The organism is Microbacterium sp. Y-01 (genome assembly GCF_003856715.1).
GTDB lineage: Bacteria > Actinomycetota > Actinomycetes > Actinomycetales > Microbacteriaceae > Microbacterium > Microbacterium algeriense.
The window spans coordinates 2,006,578-2,025,891 of the sequence record NZ_CP024170.1 but is presented as its reverse complement, the minus strand read 5'-3'; the positions used below and the strand labels follow the sequence as shown (position 1 = coordinate 2,025,891).

Below are 19,314 nucleotides of genomic sequence, written 5' to 3'. Positions count from 1 at the left end.
ACCCTTGTGTGTGGCGTACAGATCCGCCCGGTGTCAGCGCGGAGGGCGTCGCAGCGGGGTGCGCCGACGCCCCTGATCCGCCGCGCCGATGGAACCCAGGATCAGCGCCGTCTGCAGGATGAGCGCTTCGCGAGGCCCGGTGGCATCCCAGCCGATGACCTCACTCACGCGCTTGAGGCGGTAGCGCACGGTGTTCGGGTGCACGAACAGCTCGCGGGCCGTCGCCTCCAGCGAGCGCCCGTTGTCCAGATAGCTCCAGAGCGTGGTCACGAGATCCGTCGAGTGCGCCTGGAGCGGTCGGAAGATGCGCTCGATCAACGTCTGCTTCGCCAGAGGGTCCCCGGCGAGGGCGCGCTCGGGGAGCAGGTCGTCGGCTTCCACCGGACGGGGCGCACCGCGCCACGCGCGGGCGACCGCGAATCCCGCGAGTGCCGCGCGCGCGCTCTGGCTCGCATCCACGAGTGCCGCGACCTCGGGGCCGAGCACCACGTACCCGGGGCCGAACGACGGTTCGAGGCGGGTCGCGATCTCCAGGAAGCCGAGCTCCTCCTCCTCGCCCTCCTGACCTTCGACACGCGCGCGGCCGAGCACCAGGACGAGTCGCGAGCCTTGCACGCCGATGAGCACGTCGACGGCGAGCTTGCGCGCCGTGCGGCGCACCAGATCGACGTCGAACTGCGGGGGAGTCGTGCCGACGAGCACGGCGACCTCGCCATGACCGTGCCAGCCGAGCGCAGCGATCCGGCTCGGGAGCTCCTCGTCCGCCTCGCCTGTGAGGATCGAGTCGACGACGAGTGCTTCCAGTCGCGCATCCCAGAGTCCGCGGGCCTCGGCGGCCCTGGCGTACACGTCGGCGGCCGCGAAGGCGACGTCGCGCGAATAGAGCAGGATGGCCTCGCGGAGGTCGTCTCCTCGTCCCGCGACGCGCTCCTCCGTGACCTCCACGGTCACGCGGATCAGCTGGAGCGTCTGCTGAAGGCTGACGCTGCGCAGCAGCTCTCGGGGTGCCGCGGCGAAGATGTCCGCCGCGATCCACGGTGTGGAGGTCGGATCCTCGTACCACTGGATGAACGACGTGATTCCCGCCTGGGCCACCAGCCCGACCGCGGAACGGCGGGCTGGTGGCATGTCGGCGTACCACGGGAGGGTGTCCTCCAGGCGCTTGATCGTCACCGAGGCGATGTCACCGGAGATCCGGCGCAGCCAGGTGAGCGTCGCGGCCTTGTCCATGCCGGAAGGGGATCCTGTCACCGAGGGCTCAGCTTTCGCCGCCCGCGTTGCCGCTGGTCCCGGCGGTTACGTCGTGCAGGCGGTACTTCTCGATGGCCTGCGCAGCCAGGGAGCGGTCGACCTTGCCGTCTTCGGCGAGCGACTGCAGCGTGCGGACGACGATCGACGGTCCGTCGATCTTGAAGAAGCGACGCGCCGCGGCACGGGTGTCCGAGAAGCCGAAGCCGTCGGCGCCGAGCGTGGCGAACCGGTTGGGCACCCACGGGCGGATCTGGTCCTGCACGGCGTGCATGAAGTCGCTCACCGCGACGACCGGACCCTCGGCGCCCTGGAGCTTCTGCGTCAGGTACGCCGTGCGCGGCTCCTGGTCGGGGTGCAGGAAGTTGTGCTCATCGGCGGCGAGGCCGTCGCGGCGCAGCTCGGTCCACGAGGTGACCGACCACACGTCGGCGACGACGCCCCAGTCGTTCTTGAGCAGCTCCTGTGCCTCGAGGGCCCAGGGGAGTCCGACACCCGAGGCGAACAGCTGGGCGCGAGGGCCGTCGCCTTCGCCGACGGAGACGCGGTGGATGCCGCGGACGATGCCGTCCACATCGACGTCCTCCGGCTCCTTCGGCTGCACGAGAGGCTCGTTGTACACGGTGAGGTAGTACATCACGTTCGGGTCCTCGTGCTGGCCGCCGTACATGCGCTCCAGACCGGACCGCATGATGTGCGCGATCTCGTATCCGTAGGCGGGGTCGTACGACACCGTCGCCGGGTTGGTCGCCGCGAGCAGGTGCGAGTGTCCGTCCGCGTGCTGCAGGCCCTCGCCGGTCAGAGTGGTGCGACCGGCCGTGGCGCCGATGATGAAACCGCGGGCCATCTGGTCGCCGGCCGCCCACTGGGCGTCGCCGGTGCGCTGGAAGCCGAACATCGAGTAGAAGATGTAGATCGGGATGAGCGGCTGACCGTGCGTGGCGTACGAGGTGCCCGCCGCGGTGAACGCCGCGACGGCGCCGGCCTCGTTGATGCCGACGTGCACGATCTGGCCCTGCGGGCTCTCCTTGTAGGCCAGGAGCAGCTCGCGGTCGACCGAGGTGTAGTGCTGGCCGTTCGGGTTGTAGATCTTCGCCGTCGGGAAGTACGCGTCCATGCCGAACGTGCGCGCCTCGTCGGGGATGATCGGGACGATGCGGTGACCGAACTCCTTGGAGCGCAGCAGGTCCTTGAGCAGGCGGACGAACGCCATGGTCGTGGCGATCTCCTGCGTGCCGGAGCCCTTCTTGGGCAGGGCGTACGCGGTGTCGTCCGGAAGCGAGAGTCCGACGTGCGTGGACCTGCGCTCCGGGAGGAAGCCGCCGAGAGCCCGACGACGCTCGAGCATGTACTGGATCGTCTCGTCCTGGGGTCCCGGGTTGTAGTACGGGGGCAGGTACGGGTTCTCCTCGAGCTGCGCATCCGTGATCGGGATGTGCATCGCGTCGCGGAACGTCTTGAGGTTGTCCAGCGTCATCTTCTTCATCTGGTGGGTCGCGTTGCGGCCCTCGAACTGCGGACCGAGGCCGTACCCCTTGACGGTCTTGGCGAGGATGACGGTGGGCTTGCCCTTGTGCTCGGTCGCGGCCTTGAACGCGGCGTACACCTTGCGGTAGTCGTGGCCACCGCGCTTGAGGTTCCAGATGTCGTCGTCGGAGTAGTCCTTGACGAGGGCGGCGGTGCGCTCGTCACGTCCGAAGAAGTGCTCGCGGATGTAGGCGCCGGACTCGGCCTTGTACGTCTGGTAGTCGCCGTCGGGCGTGACGTTCATGAGGTTGAGCAGCGCGCCCTCGGTGTCGCGGGCGAGCAGATCGTCCCACTCGCGGCCCCAGACGACCTTGATGACGTTCCAGCCGGCACCGCGGAAGAACGACTCGAGTTCCTGCACGATCTTGCCGTTGCCGCGCACGGGGCCGTCGAGGCGCTGCAGGTTGCAGTTGACGACGAACGTGAGGTTGTCGAGACCCTCGTTCGCGGCGACCTGGAGCTGACCGCGGCTCTCGACCTCGTCCATCTCGCCGTCACCGAGGAAGGCCCAGACGTGCGACTGGGACGTGTCCTTGATACCGCGGTTCTCGAGGTACTTGTTCGACATCGCCTGGTAGATGGCGTTGATCGGGCCGAGACCCATCGACACGGTCGGGAACTGCCAGTACTCCGGCATCAGACGCGGGTGCGGGTAGGAGGGGATGCCGTTCGGCGCGTGCGACTTCTCCTGGCGGAAGCCGTCGAGCTGGTCCTCGGTCAGGCGTCCCTCGAGGAAGGAACGGGCATAGGTGCCGGGGGAGGCGTGACCCTGGATGAAGATCTGGTCGGCGCCACCGGGGTGGTCCGCGCCCTTGAAGAAGTGGTTGAAGCCCACCTCGTACAGAGCGGCAGAGGACGCGTAGGTCGAGATGTGACCGCCGACGCCGATGCCGGGACGCTGCGCACGGTGCACCGTGATCGCGGCGTTCCACCGGATCCAGGCGCGGTAGCGGCGCTCGACCTCCTCGTCGCCGGGGAACTCGGGCTCGTTCTCCGGGGCGATGGTGTTGATGTAGTCCGTCGTCGGGACCATCGGCACGCCCAGGTGCAGCTCCTTCGAGCGCTTGAGCAGGCTGAGCATGATCTCGCGGCCGCGGCCGTGGCCCTTGGCATCGACCAGCTCATCGAGGGACTGCTGCCACTCGCCGGTCTCCTCCGGATCGCTGTCGAGGGGGCCCTGGGAGTACGGATCCTGGTCGTGCACGGTCACGGGGGAACCTTTCGTCAAGCTGGCAGGTCATGCCAAGGAAACGGGAAGCGACACGGGCAGCCTTGTCAGCTGTGCACAACGCGCGCCGGATTCAGCCTATCCCTCTTCCACGACACGGGTGCGCATCGGGTGCCGGATAGACTGAGCGCACCAGGGCCTTTAGCTCAGCTGGTAGAGCGCCACGTTTACACCGTGGATGTCGTCGGTTCGATCCCGGCAGGGCCCACACCTGACAACACCTGGCTCCGGGCTCGAAATCCATCGCACAGGGCGTAGCGTGGACCGCACCGTTCGACTCGAGCATCGGAGAGCCACCATGGCGCGACGGATCGTCATCAGCGGGGCCTCCGGCCTGATCGGCTCCGCGCTGGCCGCGGCTCTGCGCGCCGATGGCGTGGATGTCGGGACGCTCGTCCGCCGAGAACCGCGCAGAGAGGACGAGACGCAGTGGGCGCCGGGGGAGAGCGCCCTCGACCCGGAGGTGCTCGCCGGTGCGGATGCGGTCGTCGCCCTCGGGGGCGCGAGCGTCGGTCGTCTGCCGTGGACCCGGCGTTACCGCCGTGAGCTGATCGATTCGAGGATTCAGCCGACGCGCACTCTCACCACCGCGCTGCGCGCACTGCGCTCCGACGCTCCGACCCTGGTGTCGGCATCCGCGGTCGGCTACTACGGCTCTGCGCCGGGCGAGGTGCTCACTGAGGACTCCGCCGCGGGAGCGACTTTCCTCGCCGACCTCGCCGTGCGCTGGGAGGGCGAGGCGCGACGAGCCGAGGACCAGACCAGGGTGGCGCTGCTGCGCACCGCGCCCGTGATCCACCGCCGAGGCGTCCTGAAACCGCTCATCCAGCTCACGCGCTTCGGCGTCTCGGGTCCCCTCGGCGGCGGGTCGCAGATCTGGCCCTGGATCTCGCTCGACGACGAGGTCCGAGCGATCCGCCACGTCATCGACGCGCGGATCGCGGGTCCGGTGAACCTCACCGGTCCTGTTCCTGCGACGGCGAACGACATCGGTCGAGCACTCGCCGCACGCATGCACCGGCCGTTCTGGCTGCCGGCACCGGCATGGGCGCTCCGTCTCGCCCTCGGCGAAGCGGCGGACTCGTTGCTCCTCGGCGACGCGGACGTTCGCCCGGAGGTCCTCGAGCGCTCGGGCTTCCGATTCCGACACGCCACCGCGGCGGAGGCTGTCGCCGCGGCGATCTGAATCTCCGGTCCCGACCCCTGCCGAATCGCCCGCGCCGCTGCGAGACTGAGCGCATGGAGATCATCGAGAACTCGAAGCTCACGGTCGTCGGTGCGGGAAGTGTGGGATCGAGCGTCGCCTATGCCGCGCTCATCCGCGGGTCCGCGCGGCACGTCGCCCTCTACGACATCGCGACCGAGAAGGTCGAGGCGGAGGTGCTCGACCTCGCCCACGGCACGCAGTTCACCGGTTCCAGCGACATCATCGGGGGCAGCGACATCTCCGTCGCCGCGGGTTCGCACGTGGTCGTGATCACCGCGGGTGCCAAGCAGAACCCCGGTCAGACACGCATCGAACTCGCAGAGGTCAACGCCGGGATCATCCGTCGCATGATGCCGGAGCTGCTCGCGGTCGCGCCGAACGCCGTGTACGTCATCGTCACGAACCCGTGCGATGTGCTCACCGTCATCGCTCAGGAGGAGACCGGTCTTCCGCCCGAGCGGATCTTCGCCTCCGGCACCGTGCTCGACACCTCACGGCTCCGGTGGAAGCTGGGTCAGCGTGCCGGCGTGTCGACCGCGAGCGTGCATGCGCACATCATCGGCGAGCACGGGGACACCGAGTTCCCGTTGTGGTCGCGCGCCACGATCGGCACGGTCCCGATCCTCGAGTGGGAGACGGCCGACCATCCGCGATTCACGCTCGATGAGCTGGAGGAGATCGCGGTCGACGTGCGCGACGCCGCGTACAAGGTCATCCAGGGCAAGGGGGCGACGAACTACGCGATCGGGCTGTCCAGTGCGCGCATCGTCGAGGCGATCCTGAGCGATGAGCACGCCGTGATGCCGGTGAGCACGGTCCTGCGCGACTTCCACGGACTCGACGGCGTCGCGCTCTCGGTGCCTTCGATCGTGAGTGCTGCCGGCGCCGTGCCCATCCGGAACACGTCCTTCTCGGAGCACGAGCTGGGGCTGCTGCGCCAGTCGGCCGACGCGCTCACCGCGGCCGCCGCCTCGCTGCGCCCCTGAGGGACGCCGGGGGCACCGACGTCCCTCGGACCTCAGCGCGTGTGCGGATCGGTCCGATTCAGGGTGGCGACGACGGTGTCGTAGTCACCGCGTGCCTCGCCGTACCGCAGGAACTTCACCCGTTCGACCTGGATCTCGGTCGCGTCCGGCTGGTTCTCGAGCAGAGAGGTGACCTCGTCGACGAACTCGTCGAGCGGCATGGCGGACTCGTTCTCCTCGTGTCCCGGCATGAGCGCGGTGCGCACGGCGGGCGGCTCGAGCTCCAGCACCGAGACGCTCGTTCCGGCGAACTGGAGCCGCAGCGACTCGCTCAGCATGTGGATCGCCGCCTTGCTCGCGTTGTACGTCGGTGTGACGCGCAACGGAGCGAACGCGAGCCCCGACGACACGGTCATGATCGTGGCGTCCGGCTGCGCCCGCAGGTGCTCGATGAAAGCGCCGATGAGGCGGATCGGACCGAGGATGTTGGTCACGACGGTCTCCTCGGCCGTCGCGAGGAACCCCTCCCGCGTGGTCCAGTCCTCGGCACGCATGATGCCGGCCATCGCGATGACCACGTTCAGGTCGGGGTGCGCGGAGAGCACGGTCCGTGCGGCGGTGTCGATGCTCTCCGCGTCCGCCGTGTCGATGCGGACGGTGCTGATGCCGGGGTGCTCCGCGGCGATGGCCGCGAGGCGATCCTCCCGACGACCGCCGACGATCACGGTGTTGCCGCGATCGTGCAGGCGCAGGGCGAGCGCGAGACCGATGCCGCTGGTCGCGCCGGGGATGAAGATGGTGTTTCCGCTGATGTTCATGTCTCCAGCGTCGGCCGAGCGTGCGGCGGTCTCCAGGGAGGGGTCATCCAGGGATCCCCGGTCCCTGGATGACCGGTCCTGAGCGGGGGATACTTCAGAGGTGGATCGTGACGCATTGGCCGAGTTCCTCCTGCGCAGACGGGAGGCCCTGACGCCGGCGGACGTCGGTCTCTCCACGGGAGCGCGCCGCAGGACGGCAGGTCTGCGTCGGGAGGAGGTCGCGCAGCTGGCCACGATGTCGACGGACTACTACACGCGCCTCGAGCAGCGTCGCGGCCCGCAGCCGAGCGTGCAGATCCTCGCTGCGCTGGCGAGGGCGCTGCGCCTGACCGAGGACGAGCGCGACTACCTGTTCCGTCTCTGCGGGTACAGCGCCCCGGACCGTGCCCATGCCACGGAATACGTGCGACCGGGGATACTGCGCGTGCTCGATCGCCTGCACGACACACCCGCATTCGTCGTGTCCCTGCTCGACGAGGTGCTGGTGCAGAACGACGCATCCCGCGCGCTCATCGGCGACGCGAGCGGCCTCGAGGGTTTCCAGCGCAGCGGCATCTACCGCTGGTTCGCCGATCCCGAGCAGGAGCGGAAACGGTATCGCGCGGTCGATCATGCCCGGCAGTCGCGTGCCCTGGTGGGGGCGCTCCGCGCGGCGTACGGCGTCATGGGAGGGCGGTCGCGGGCGGGGGAGATCGTGGCGGAACTGTCGTCGCGCAGTCCGGAGTTCGTGCGGCTGTGGGAGGCGCACGAGGTCGGTCGCCGGTTCGAACAGCACAAGGTGATGGTGCACCCGGAGCTGGGGGAGATCGAGGTGGACTGCCAGGCCCTCTTCACGGAGGACGAGTCGCAGGCGCTGATCGTGCTCACCGCCGCGCCGGGCAGCGAGGCGGCGAGCAAGCTCGAGTTCCTGCGGGTGCTCGGCACGCAGACGGTCTGATCCCCGGTCAGGACTCCTCGTGCGTCCGCGGGTCGCCGTCGAACAGCCGCCCGTCCGGCCGGCCGAGAGCGGTGATCGCGGCGACTTCGGCGTCGTCGAGCACGATCTCGGCTGCGGCGAGATTCGCCGCCTGATGCTCCAGCGACGACGCCTTGGGGATGGCCACGGTGCCCCGGGCGACGTGCCAGGCGAGCACCGCCTGCGCGGCCGTGATGCCGTGCGCCGCCGCGACCTCGCCGACGACGGCTTCCTCGAGGAGGTCTTCGCCGCGTCCGATCGGGCTCCACGCCTCGGTGAGGATGCCCTGCTCGCGGTGGTAGGCGAGCTGCTCCTCCTGCGGGAAGTACGGGTGCACCTCGATCTGGTTGACCACCGGACGGACTCCGGTCTCGCGTTCGATGCGCTCCAGATGCTCCGGCAGGAAGTTCGAGACCCCGATCTGTCGTACGACGCCGCGGGATTGCGCGTCGACGAGCGCCGCCCACGCCTGCACGTACTCATCCTGGCTGGGGTTGGGCCAGTGGATGAGGTGCAGATCGGTGGCGTCGACTCCGAGACGCGACCGGCTCTCCTCGATGCTGGTGCGCGCCTTCGCCGTGGGGTGGTGCCGTCCCGGCAGCTTGGTCGTGACGATGATCTCGCCGCGTGGTGTGCCCGAGGCGGCGACGCCGCGGCCGACGGAGCCCTCGTTCTCGTAGTTGAACGCCGTGTCGACGAGCCGGTACCCGGCTCCGATGCCGGCCGCGACCGCGTCGGCGCCCGCGTCGCCGTCGAGGCGATACGTGCCCAGGCCGATCGCCGGAAGAGCGAAACCGTTGTGGGCGGTGAAGAGGGGGACAGTGGTCATCATGGCTCCTTCGTCGGCGTGCTTTCAGCGTAGGCCGTGACCGCCGCCACGGCATTGCACGATGACGGCGGATTGCGCGATGCTGGCGATCATGCCCTCTCCTCGTGCGACCATGACCGTCGCCGCCTCGCGCTGCCCCTGTCACTCGGGTGACACCTTCGACGCCTGCTGCGCTCCGCTGATCGCGGGCGCCCCTGCACCGACCGCCGAACGTCTGATGCGCTCCCGGTACACGGCGTTCGTGCTCCAGGACGCCGAGCACCTGCTGCGTACCTGGCATCCTTCGACGCGCCCGCACACCCTCGAACTGGAGCCCCACCTGGAGTGGCGGCGGCTGGTGATCCTCGACAAGGCGGGCGGCGGCCCCTTCGATCGAGACGGCATCGTCGAGTTCGAGGCGTTCTGGCGACAGCACGGCGAACGCGGCTCCCTGCGGGAGCGCAGCCGCTTCGTCCGCGAGGACCGGACCTGGTTCTACGTCGACGGCGAGGTCCGCTGATGGGCGGATGTCGTCGCAGCGGCTAGATTTGAGAGCGTGAACGCCAGCCCCGAGAACCAGCGCACCCTGCTCGACATCGCCGACCTCGATCGGCGCATCGCGCAGGCCGAGCGTGCCCGCACGAAGCCGAGCCAGGCGGGGCGGATCACCGAGCTCGTCGCCATCCGCCAGGAGCAGCTGCGCGAGCTGACGACGCTCACCGGCACCCGCGACGACGTGCGCACCGAGCTGAAGCGCCTGGAGTCCGACGTCGCGGTGGTCGAGCAGCGCCGGAATCGCGACGCCGAGCGTCTCGCCACGGCGACGAATCCCAAGGACGCGCAGGCGCTCGAGCACGAGCTGGCGAGTCTGGCCAGGCGACAGAGCGACCTCGAGGACGCGGAGCTCGACGTCATGGGTCGTCTGGAGGAGGCCGAAGCCGCGGTCGCGGCGCAGCAGGCGCTTCTCGACGCCACGACAGCGGAGGGTTCGTCCCTCACCGCGCAGGCCAAGTCCGATGTCGCCGCGGCCACCGACCTCGGAGCACAGCTGGCCCGCGATCGTGCAGCGGTCGCCGAGGGCGTGTCCCCGGAGCTTCTGGCGGAGTACACGCGTCGCGCGGCGAACAGTGCCGGCGCAGCACTTCTGACCCGCGGCACGTGTGAGGGCTGCCGCATCCTCCTTCCCAGCACCGACCTCAACGAGATCCGCCGCGCACCCGAAGACCTCGTGGTCTCGTGCCCCGAGTGCGGCTGCATCCTCGTGCGCACGGAGGAATCCGGGCTCGCATGAGCCTCGTCCACGTGCACCGGCGATGACGGCACCCGCCCCGGGCTCGGAACGACGCATCGCCCTGATCGCAGTGGGCCCGCGGGAGTACACGGCGGTGGAGCTCGACGGCGAGGATCGCGAGGTGGAACGCACTCCGCTCGCCGCGGAGCAGGTCGCCGCCTGGGTTTCCTCCGTCGAGGCGGCCGATGGCCCGCGATGGATCATCCGCAGCGCGGGGGAGATCTACGCCACGCTGCTTCGAGACGGCGTTCGGCTGGGGCGCAGCCACGACCTCGTGCTGTGCCATGCGATCCTGCGGGACACCGCATCCGTGGCCTCGCCGCTCGCGCCGTCCGCGGCGTGGGAACGGCGGGAGCCGACGACGGCGGCACCGTCGCTGTTCGACGTGTTCGACGACGAGAGCGGCGACGACGCCGTCGACGGAGCCCTGGAGCAGTATCGCGCGCAACGCCGGGTGCTGTCGGCTTCTGCGGACGGGCGGCTCACGCTACTCTGCGCGGCGGAGTCGGCGGGTGGACTGATCGCCGAGGAGATGCGTATCGCCGGTCTGCCCTGGGATGAGGGTGTGCATGATGCGATCCTCACGGCGACGCTGGGGACCAGGCCGGTCGCCGGGGGACTGCCGAGTCACATGGTCGAGCTGGGGGATCGGGTCCGGGCGCTCCTCGACGACCAGACGCTCCACCTCGACAGCCAGCCGAAACTGCTGCGCGCGCTGCACCGGGTGGGAGTGAACGCGGAGTCGACGAGCCGGTGGGAGCTCTCGGAGCACGACCACCCCGTGATCGAGCCCCTCCTCGCGTACAAGAAGCTCTCTCGGCTGCTCAGCGCGAACGGCTGGACGTGGTTGTCCGAATGGGTGCGCGACGGCCGCTTCCGTCCCGTGTACATCCCCGGCGGCGTGGTCACCGGCCGCTGGGCGTCCGCGGGAGGAGGCGCTCTGCAACTGCCGCGAAGCCTGCGACCTGCCGTGCGCGCCGATCCGGGATGGACACTCGTGGTGGCGGATGTCGCCCAGCTCGAGCCGCGGATGCTCGCCGCGATGTCCTCCGACGAGGCTATGGCCCGGGCGGCACGGGGGAGCGACCTCTATGCCGGTGTGGTCGACTCCGGGGCTGTCACGACGCGCGAGGAGGCGAAGTACGCGGTGCTCGGAGCGATGTACGGCGCCACCACCGGCGACAGCGGCCGTCTGGTGCCGCGGCTGCGCCAGGTGTACCCGCGAGCCATGGCCCTCGTCGATGCCGCGGCCCGGACGGGGGAGGACGGCGGCATCGTGTCGACGTGGCTCGGCCGGTCGTCGCCGCGGCCGTCGGCGGAGTGGATACGTCTGCAGTCGGAGGCCACGGACGCCGACGCCGACCCTGCCGTCGTCGCCCTCGCGCGGCGCCGAGCGCGCGACTGGGGCCGGTTCACCCGCAACTTCGTCGTGCAGGGGACGGCTGCCGAATGGTCCTTGATCTGGCTCGCCGAGATCCGCCACCGTCTGCAGCAGATCCCGGAGGTCTTCACCGCTGCCGAGGCCTCCGGCCCGTTCGCTCGGGTTCCGCATCTGGCGTTCTTCCTGCATGACGAGGTGATCCTGCACGTTCCGCAGGAGCACGCGGAAGCCGCTGCCGCGGCCGTGCGCGACGCAGCGGCGGTGGCGACGACACGGCTGTTCGGGTCGTTTCCGATCGACGTGCCCCTCGACCTGCGCATCGCGGAGTCCGCGGCGAAGTAGCCGCCGGAAGCGCCCGCCGGAGAACGTAGACTGGGGGTGCGAATGGGTCGACTGGACGGTCGCGTGGCGGGAGACCGCACCGAGGAACGTCCGGGCTCCTCAGGGCAGGACGGTGGGTAACGCCCACCCGGAGTGATCCGCGAGAAAGTGCCACAGAGAGTAGACCGCCCCGCAAGGGGTAAGGGTGAAAGGGTGGTGTAAGAGACCACCGGGGGCCATGGTGACATGGCCCGCCAGGTAAACCTCGTCCGGAGCAAGGTCAGACAGAGGATGATGACGCGGCCCGCCGAGTCCTCGGGTAGACCGCTAGAGTGCCACGGCAACGTGTCGCCGAGAGAGATGGCCGTCGAAGGGGCGAAGAACCCCGGAACAGAACCCGGCGTACAGGTCGGCCCATTCGCATGAGAGGCGCTGATCAGGTATTTCCTGGTCAGCGCCTCGCCCGTCTCTGGCGTCCGGCGATGGTCCCCGCTAGCGTTCGTTCATGCCGAACCGCTTTGTCGTCGTCACCACAACACTCTTCGCCGCTCTGCTCGCCGCCGCGCTCACCGGGTGCACGGCTCTGGACTCGGAGTCGGCCGAGACGTCGGCTGCCGAGCGGCCCGTGGCGACGCCGAGCAGCGAGCCGACGGCCGCAGCGGGGCCGGTGTGCAGGCGGCCCGGCGGAGACGGCACCATCTCCACCGGAGAGCCGCTGAACGTGGAGCTGTACTCGGAGATGCATGACTACGGCCCGCGCGAGGGCGCGAACGGGACCGTGGCCTACGCGCCCGACGGCACCCTCGCGTCATACGTGGTCGCGCCCGGTGACCACGACGAGGCGATCCTCGAACGGCTCTGCGTGGGGCCGTACTCCCTGGATGCCTTGAACGCCGTGCGTCGCGGCAGTGTCCACTCCGTCGACCCGACCTCCCAGGCGTACCTCACCCCGCTCTACGCGGGCGACACCTTGAATCTCAACCCGTACACCATCACCAGCGTCGGCGATGTGAACGGCGAGGTGCGCTCCTACGAGGCTTCGTTCATCCTGCCCCCGCAGCGCTGAGGCAGGATGAACGCGTTCACAGCGGGTCAGCCCCCGGTGTCGTGGCCGGATCCCTGAGCTCGTCGCTGGGTCCCTGAGCTCATCGGTCTGGGTCCCTGAGCCTGTCGAAGGGCGGTCCCTGAGCCTGTCGAAGGGCGGTCCCTGAGCCTGTCGAAGGGTCAGTCCCCGGCGAGCGAGGCCGCGCCGATGATGCCCGAGTTGTTGCGGTGGATCGCCGGGACGATCGGGGTCTTGAGGTCGAGCAGCGGCAGGAAGTCCCCGGCGTTCTTGGACACGCCGCCGCCGACCACGAAGAGGTCGGGGCTGAACAGGAACTCGATGTGCGAGTAGAACGCCTGCAGGCGCTCGGCCCACTCCGCCCAGCTGAGGCCTTCCCGCTCGCGCGCCGAGGTCGCCGCGTAGGTCTCGACGGACTCGTACTCCCGGAAGTTCAGGTGTCCCAGCTCGGTGTTCGGCAGCAGCACGCCGTCGTACAGGAACGCGGAGCCGATACCGGTGCCGAGCGTGGTCAGCAGCGTGAAGCCGAGCACGTCGCGGGCCGCACCGTGGCGGGCCTCGGCGACGCCGGCGGCGTCGGCGTCGTTCACGAACACGATGTTGCGCCCGAGACCGTCGCGGAAGAAGCGCTCCGCGTCGAAGTCGATCCATTCCTTCGAGACGTTCGCGGCCGACAGCGTCTTGCCGCGCTTCACAATCGCGGGGAACGCCACGCCGAGCGGCAGGGTCGACTCGTGCACGTCGAGGGTCTTGAGCACCGTCTGCACGGCGACGAGCACGTCTTCGGGAGCGGCGCCCTCCGGCGTCGGGACGCGCACCCGATCAGAGGCCATGGTGCCGTGTTCGAGGTCGACGATTCCTGCTTTGATTCCCGTGCCGCCGATGTCGACGCCGATCGCTTTTGCCATGGCCGATAGCTTAGCGACCGCGGTGGACGCCAGTAGGATCGATGACATCACGAGACGAAGGGGCAGACATGTCTGACGGTGACCACAAGTACTGGTACAACTCCGAAACCGGCGAGGTCGAGTTCGGCATGATCTCGCCCTCGATCGACCGCATCGGTCCCTTCGACACGGAGGCCGAGGCCCGCCGCGCACCCGAGGTCGTGAAGGAGCGTTCGCGCGCCTGGGCCGAAGAAGAGGCCGCGGAGCAGGGCTGGGACGTCACGGGCGACGCAAAGGGCCGGGGCGCAGAGTAGACATGGACAAGCAGAGGGACTTCGTCCTCCGGACGATCGAGGAGCGCGGCGTCAAGTTCGTGCGGCTCTGGTTCACCGATGTCATCGGAACACTCAAGTCCGTGGCGATCGCGCCGGCCGAGGTGGAGGGCGCCTTCGCGGAGGGCATCGGGTTCGACGGGTCGGCCATCGAGGGCCTGACCCGCACCTACGAGTCCGATCTGCTCGCGCAGCCCGATCCGACGACGTTCCAGACGCTGCCGTGGCGTGGGGAGATCGACCCGACCGCGCGCATGTTCTGCGACCTGACGACTCCGGACGGGCAGCCGGCCGTGGCAGACCCGCGGCACGTGCTCAAGCGGACGCTCGCGAAGGCAGCGGACGCGGGGTTCACGTTCTACACGCATCCGGAGATCGAGTTCTATCTGCTGAAGTCGTCGTCGTTCGGACCCGAGGGGCCTGTTCCGGTCGACTCGGCCGGCTACTTCGACAACGTGCCGGGCGGCACGGCCCACGACTTCCGCCGCCGCTCCGTGCGCATGCTGGAGGACCTGGGGATCTCGGTGGAGTTCAGCCACCACGAGGGCGGACCCGGGCAGAACGAGATCGACCTCCGCTACGCGGATGCTCTGACGACGGCGGACAACGTCATGACGTTCCGCACCGTCATCAAAGAGGTGGCGATCGAGCAGGGCGTCTACGCCACGTTCATGCCGAAGCCGCTCAGCGGCCACCCCGGCAGCGGCATGCACACCCACATGTCGTTGTTCGAGGGCGACCAGAACGCCTTCTACGAGGAGGGCGCGAAGTACCAGCTGTCGAAGACCGGCCGCCACTTCATCGCGGGACTCCTCCGGCACGCGAACGAGATCTCCGCCGTGACGAACCAGTTCGTCAACTCGTACAAGCGTCTGTGGGGCGGCGACGAGGCCCCGAGCTTCATCACCTGGGGTCACAACAACCGCTCCGCGCTCGTCCGTGTGCCGATGTACAAGCCGAACAAGGGGCAGTCCTCCCGGGTGGAGTACCGCGCTCTGGACTCCGCGGCCAACCCGTACCTGGCGTATGCGCTCATGCTGGCCGCCGGACTCAAGGGCATCGAGGAAGGCTACGAGCTTCCGCCCGAGGCCGAGGACAACGTGTGGGCGCTCAGCGATGCGGAGCGCCGTGCGCTGGGCTACTCGGCGCTGCCCGCGAGCCTCGACCACGCGCTGGAGTACATGGAGGAGTCGGAGCTCGTCGCCGAGACCCTCGGTGAGCAGGTGTTCAACTACGTGCTGCTCAACAAGCGCAAGGAGTGGGAGGCCTACCGCGGGCAGGTCACGCCGCTGGAGCTGAAGAACAACCTCGAGCTCCTCTGAGCGCGGCATGGCCCGTCCCGACGATTCGGTCTCGCTCTCGGCGCTGGCGAGACTCGGCTTCGCGGAGCTGAGCGAGGCAGCGGCGGCTCTGACCGAGCTGTCGAGCATCCTCGACCGGCCCCGCAGCGTGCTGCTGGAGGCGTCCGACGCCGCCGACCCGGACGCCGCCGTGCGCGGACTCCTCCGCGTCGCTCGTCGCGACGAAACGCCGCTGCGGCGGCTTCTCGACGACGAGGCGACTCGGCGGCGGGTGTGGCGGGTCTTCGGCGCCTCCGAGGGGCTGGCGGAGTTCTTCCTCCGGCACCCGGACCAGCTGTCGATCCTCGACGGTGCGCTGGATGCTCTCCCTGCCGCGCAGGACCTGGAGGAGCGACTGCTCGCGTCCGTCGGAGCACGAGACGGATTCGCCGGGGCGGGGGACGACGACGCCATCACAGCGGTCCGTGTCGCCTACCGTCGCGAGCTGGCCGCCATCGCCGCCTACGATCTGACGAGCCGGGACCCGCAGACTGAAGTGGCCGCGGTCTCGGCCGCCCTGGCCGACCTCGCCGGTGCCGCACTGGAGGCCTCTCTGGCGGTGGCCAGAGCCCGCTTGCAGGAGTCGCTCGGACACGCGGAGGTGGCCGCGACGCGTCTGGCCGTCATCGGCATGGGGAAGGCGGGCGCCCGGGAGCTGAACTACGTCAGTGACGTGGACGTGATCTTCGTCGGCGGCACGCGGGACGAAGAGGTCGTGAGCGAGGCCCGATCGATCGACATCGCCACCCGTCTCGCGCGCGAGACCATGCGCAACCTCAGTGCGATCGAGATCGAGCCGCCGCTCTGGGAGGTGGACGCCGCGCTGCGGCCGGAGGGCAAGCAGGGCGCACTGGTCCGCTCGCTCGGCTCGCATCTGGCGTACTACGACCGCTGGGCGAAGAGCTGGGAGTTCCAGGCACTGCTGAAGGCGCGTCCCCTCGCCGGGGACCCCGAGCTCGGCGCGGAGTACATCGCCGCGGTGCAGCCGAAGATCTGGTCCAGCGCGGCGAGAGACGACTTCGTCGAGAGCGTCCAGCGGATGCGCGAGCGCGTGATGGAGCACATCGACCCCGAGGACGCGCCGTATCAGCTGAAGCTCGGAGCCGGGGGACTGCGCGACATCGAGTTCACGGTGCAGCTGCTGCAGCTGGTCCACGGACTCACGGATGAGTCCCTGCGCACGCGGGGGACGCTCGAGAGCCTCGACGCCCTGGTGGAGGGCGGGTACATCGGACGCGTGGACGCGGCGGCCTTCGCCGATGATTACCGTCTGCTCCGCCTGATGGAGCATCGTCTGCAGCTTCGCGAGCTCAGTCGCACGCACCTGATGCCGCGGACGCCGGCGGGCCTGCGGATCCTGGCACGGAGCAGCGGACTGGCGGAGAGCGGCGAGGGCGTGTGGTCGCGGTGGGAGACCGTGCGCCGCGAGGTGCGCGAGATCCATACCCGGCTGTTCTACCGGCCGCTGCTTTCCGCCGTCGCCGGGCTGCCGGAAGAGGAACGCACCCTGTCGGCCGCCCAGGCCCACGATCGGCTCGCGGCGATCGGGTTCCGAGACCCCACGGGTGCTCTGCGGCACATCGGCGCCCTCACGAGCGGGCTCAGCCGCAAGGCGACCATCCAGAGACATCTGATGCCCGTCATGGTGCGATGGTTCGCCGACGGCAGCGATCCCGACTACGCGCTGCTGGCCTTCCGCCGCATCAGCGAGCGGCTCGGGGACACGCCGTGGTTCCTCCGGATGCTGCGCGACTCCTCGGGCGCGGCCGAGAGCCTGACCCGCCTGCTGTCGTCATCCCGCTACATCGGCGAGCTGCTGGAGTGGATCCCCGAGTCGGTGGCGTGGCTCGACAACGCCGGACGCCTGCGACCTCGTGGCGCGGCGGCGCTGGACGAGGAGGCACGCGCGATCCAGACCCGGCACGAGACGATCGGCGATGCGCTGCGGGCGGTCAGAGCGCTACGCCGCCGGGAGCTGCTGCGGACGGCGATGGGGGCCGTGCTGGACGTGCTCACGATCGAGGAGGTCGCCACCGCGCTCACGGAGATCACGGAGGCGACCATCCAGGCCGCGTTGCGCGCGGTCATGCGCGATGTCGTCCCTCCGGAGGACGAGGCGCTCGACTTCGCGGTGATCGCGATGGGCCGATTCGGGGGAGCCGAGCTCGGCTTCGGATCGGACGCCGACATCCTGTACGTCTACGACGCGAACGGCGTCGATCCGCAACAGGCGCAGCGACTCGCCACCCGGATCGTGGCAGGGTTGCGCGAGCAGCTCACCGACCACCGTCTGCCGCTGGACCTCGACGCCGGGCTGCGGCCGGAAGGGCGCAACGGGCCGCTCGTACGGTCCTTCGACGCCTACACCGAGTACTACCGCCGCTGGTCCCTCTCGTGGGAGGCCCAGGCGCTGCTGCGCGCCCGCGGTGTCGCGGGAAGCGCGAAGCTCATCGCGCGCTTCACGTCGCTGGCCGACGCCATCCGCTATCCCGAGTCGGTGGATCTGCAGGGCATCCGCGAGATCAAGCGCATCAAGGCGAGGGTCGAGGGGGAGCGTCTTCCTCAGGGCGCCGACCCCCGGCGTCACCTCAAGCTCGGTCCTGGCACGCTCAGCGACGTGGAGTGGCTCGTGCAGCTGCTCCAGCTCCAGCACGCGCATGCTGTGCCGGGCCTGCGCACCACTTCGACGCTCGGAGCGCTGGATGCCGCAGTCGCCGCGGATCTCGTCTCGGAGGATGACGCCGCACGGCTTCGGGAGGCCTGGCTGCTGTCGAGCCGACTGCGCTCGGCGATCACCCTGCTCACCGGTCAGACCAGCGACGTGCTGCCCGCAGACCGGCGTCAGCTCGACGCGATCGGACGGCTGCTGGGGTACCCGGATCGTTCCGCGACGGAGCTGGAAGAGGACTATCTGGGCGTGACGCGACGCGCGAGGAAGACCTTCGAGCAGCTGTTCTACGGTTAGCCGGAGGCCGCGAGTTTGCGGTATCGAACCGGCTGTCGCAAGCTGGCGATATGACCTACTCGCGCATCGGCATCGTCTGGAACCCCTCGAAGGTCGAGAAGGAGGTTCTGCAGACCGCCGCAAGCGACGTGTTCGGTGCGGAGCAGGACATCCGGTGGTGGGAGACCACGCCCGAGGACCCGGGTCGCGGCATGGCTCGTGAGGCTCAGGAGGACGGCCGCGAGCTCGTCATCGCGGTGGGCGGGGACGGGACCGTGCGGGCCGTCGCTGAATCACTCGCGGGCTCGGATACCGCGCTCGGCATCGTGCCGCAGGGCACGGGAAATCTGCTGGCGCGCAACCTGGAGATCCCGCTGAACAACGTGGCCGCGGCGTTCGAGCGGATCCGCGACTCCGAGCCGCGTCGGATCGACCTCGGCTGGGTGTCGTACGACGGGGCCGAGTACGCCTTCGCCGTCATGGTCGGCTTCGGCATCGATGCGCAGATGCTGGTGGAGACGGATGACGACCTCAAGTCGAAGGCCGGCTGGCTGGCTTACGTGGAGGCGATGGGCCGGGCTCTCGCCGGGACCGAGATGACCGACATCACGATCGCGATCGACGGCGACAAAGCGGTCGCCGTGCGCGGTCACACCATGCTCATCGGGAACTGCGGAATGGTCCAGGGCGGGATCCGGCTGCTGCCGGACGCGGTCCTCGACGACGGCAAGCTCGACGTGCTGATGATCAGCGCCGACGGGGCCCTTCAGTGGCTGGACACGCTGCGCACCTTCGTCTGGGACAACGGCATCCGCCGCATCTTCGGGGCAGCCGACGAGGCCGTCAGCACCGACTCCGCGCGTCACCTCCCCGTCGAGACGGTCTCGGTGGAGCTGAAGACGCCTCTCGTCTTCGAGATCGACGGCGAGGAGATGGGCGAGGTCTCCGCCTTCGACGTTCGCGTGCAGCCGGGAGCCCTGCTCGTCCACTGAGGCGCAC

16 protein-coding genes, 1 tRNA gene and 1 other RNA gene are annotated in these 19,314 nt (G+C 69.4%); 13 read left to right on the top strand and 5 right to left on the bottom strand.

The annotated features are described in order from the left end of the window. Positions 1-33 precede the first annotated feature (33 nt). Both CSX12_RS09530 and aceE read right to left on the bottom strand, forming a co-directional pair. On the bottom strand, positions 34-1,230 hold the full coding sequence (locus tag CSX12_RS09530) for a PucR family transcriptional regulator (protein ID WP_017202246.1): 1,197 nt from the start codon (positions 1,228-1,230) through the stop codon (positions 34-36). Between the two features lie 28 nt (positions 1,231-1,258). Beyond that, positions 1,259-3,985 carry a pyruvate dehydrogenase (acetyl-transferring), homodimeric type gene (aceE, locus tag CSX12_RS09525; RefSeq protein ID WP_124895622.1) on the bottom strand — a complete coding sequence of 909 codons (2,727 nt, stop codon included), beginning with the start codon at positions 3,983-3,985 and terminating at the stop codon, positions 1,259-1,261. 153 nt (positions 3,986-4,138) lie between these two features. Here aceE and CSX12_RS09520 point away from each other — a divergent pair. From CSX12_RS09520 to CSX12_RS09510, 3 genes are all read left to right on the top strand, one after another. After that, a tRNA-Val gene (locus CSX12_RS09520) sits at positions 4,139-4,211 on the top strand. Positions 4,212-4,301: 90 nt separating this feature from the next. Further along, complete coding sequence (locus CSX12_RS09515; protein ID WP_124895621.1) at positions 4,302-5,189, top strand: TIGR01777 family oxidoreductase; 888 nt, start codon at positions 4,302-4,304, stop codon at positions 5,187-5,189. A 53-nt stretch (positions 5,190-5,242) separates the two neighbouring features. After that, positions 5,243-6,196, top strand: coding sequence for an L-lactate dehydrogenase (locus CSX12_RS09510; protein WP_017202243.1), 954 nt, complete (start codon positions 5,243-5,245; stop codon positions 6,194-6,196). A gap of 32 nt (positions 6,197-6,228) precedes the next feature. On the opposite strand, the gene CSX12_RS09505 is transcribed toward CSX12_RS09510, so the two are convergent. After that, entirely contained in the window at positions 6,229-6,993 is a 765-nt protein-coding gene (locus CSX12_RS09505; protein WP_124895620.1) for an SDR family NAD(P)-dependent oxidoreductase, read from the bottom strand. Positions 6,994-7,093: 100 nt separating this feature from the next. On the opposite strand from CSX12_RS09505, the gene CSX12_RS09500 reads away from it, so the two are divergent. Then, positions 7,094-7,930, top strand: coding sequence for a helix-turn-helix transcriptional regulator (locus tag CSX12_RS09500; RefSeq protein WP_124895619.1), 837 nt, complete (start codon positions 7,094-7,096; stop codon positions 7,928-7,930). A 7-nt stretch (positions 7,931-7,937) separates the two neighbouring features. Here the strand turns inward: CSX12_RS09500 and CSX12_RS09495 are convergent, their stop codons facing one another. Continuing rightward, a complete protein-coding gene (locus CSX12_RS09495; RefSeq protein ID WP_206427063.1) occupies positions 7,938-8,777 on the bottom strand; it encodes an aldo/keto reductase in 840 nt (279 codons plus the stop codon). Between the two features lie 91 nt (positions 8,778-8,868). Between CSX12_RS09495 and CSX12_RS09490 the strand changes: the two genes are divergently transcribed. From CSX12_RS09490 to CSX12_RS09470, 5 genes are all read left to right on the top strand, one after another. Then, positions 8,869-9,276, top strand: coding sequence for a YchJ family metal-binding protein (locus CSX12_RS09490; protein WP_241160425.1), 408 nt, complete (start codon positions 8,869-8,871; stop codon positions 9,274-9,276). A gap of 36 nt (positions 9,277-9,312) precedes the next feature. Then, complete coding sequence (locus tag CSX12_RS09485; RefSeq protein ID WP_124895616.1) at positions 9,313-10,047, top strand: C4-type zinc ribbon domain-containing protein; 735 nt, start codon at positions 9,313-9,315, stop codon at positions 10,045-10,047. A 22-nt stretch (positions 10,048-10,069) separates the two neighbouring features. Continuing rightward, on the top strand, positions 10,070-11,770 hold the full coding sequence (locus CSX12_RS09480) for a bifunctional 3'-5' exonuclease/DNA polymerase (RefSeq protein ID WP_124895615.1): 1,701 nt from the start codon (positions 10,070-10,072) through the stop codon (positions 11,768-11,770). Between the two features lie 43 nt (positions 11,771-11,813). After that, an RNA gene (gene rnpB / locus CSX12_RS09475) (RNase P RNA component class A) lies at positions 11,814-12,170 on the top strand. Between the two features lie 84 nt (positions 12,171-12,254). Beyond that, entirely contained in the window at positions 12,255-12,815 is a 561-nt protein-coding gene (locus CSX12_RS09470) for a hypothetical protein (RefSeq protein WP_124895614.1), read from the top strand. 158 nt (positions 12,816-12,973) lie between these two features. Here CSX12_RS09470 and ppgK read toward each other — a convergent pair whose 3' ends face one another. Next, positions 12,974-13,720 (bottom strand): polyphosphate--glucose phosphotransferase, encoded by a 747-nt coding sequence (ppgK, locus tag CSX12_RS09465; RefSeq protein ID WP_017202234.1) that lies wholly within the window; start codon positions 13,718-13,720, stop codon positions 12,974-12,976. A gap of 68 nt (positions 13,721-13,788) precedes the next feature. Between ppgK and CSX12_RS09460 the strand changes: the two genes are divergently transcribed. From CSX12_RS09460 to CSX12_RS09445, 4 genes are read left to right on the top strand one after another with little or no spacing between them, the layout of a single operon-like run. Continuing rightward, positions 13,789-14,013 carry a hypothetical protein gene (locus CSX12_RS09460; protein WP_017202233.1) on the top strand — a complete coding sequence of 75 codons (225 nt, stop codon included), beginning with the start codon at positions 13,789-13,791 and terminating at the stop codon, positions 14,011-14,013. A 2-nt stretch (positions 14,014-14,015) separates the two neighbouring features. Next, positions 14,016-15,353 (top strand): type I glutamate--ammonia ligase, encoded by a 1,338-nt coding sequence (gene glnA, locus CSX12_RS09455; RefSeq protein WP_124895613.1) that lies wholly within the window; start codon positions 14,016-14,018, stop codon positions 15,351-15,353. Positions 15,354-15,360: 7 nt separating this feature from the next. Continuing rightward, positions 15,361-18,336 (top strand): bifunctional [glutamine synthetase] adenylyltransferase/[glutamine synthetase]-adenylyl-L-tyrosine phosphorylase, encoded by a 2,976-nt coding sequence (locus CSX12_RS09450; RefSeq protein ID WP_124895612.1) that lies wholly within the window; start codon positions 15,361-15,363, stop codon positions 18,334-18,336. Positions 18,337-18,386: 50 nt separating this feature from the next. After that, entirely contained in the window at positions 18,387-19,307 is a 921-nt protein-coding gene (locus tag CSX12_RS09445) for a diacylglycerol kinase family protein (RefSeq protein WP_124895611.1), read from the top strand. Positions 19,308-19,314: the final 7 nt, after the last annotated feature.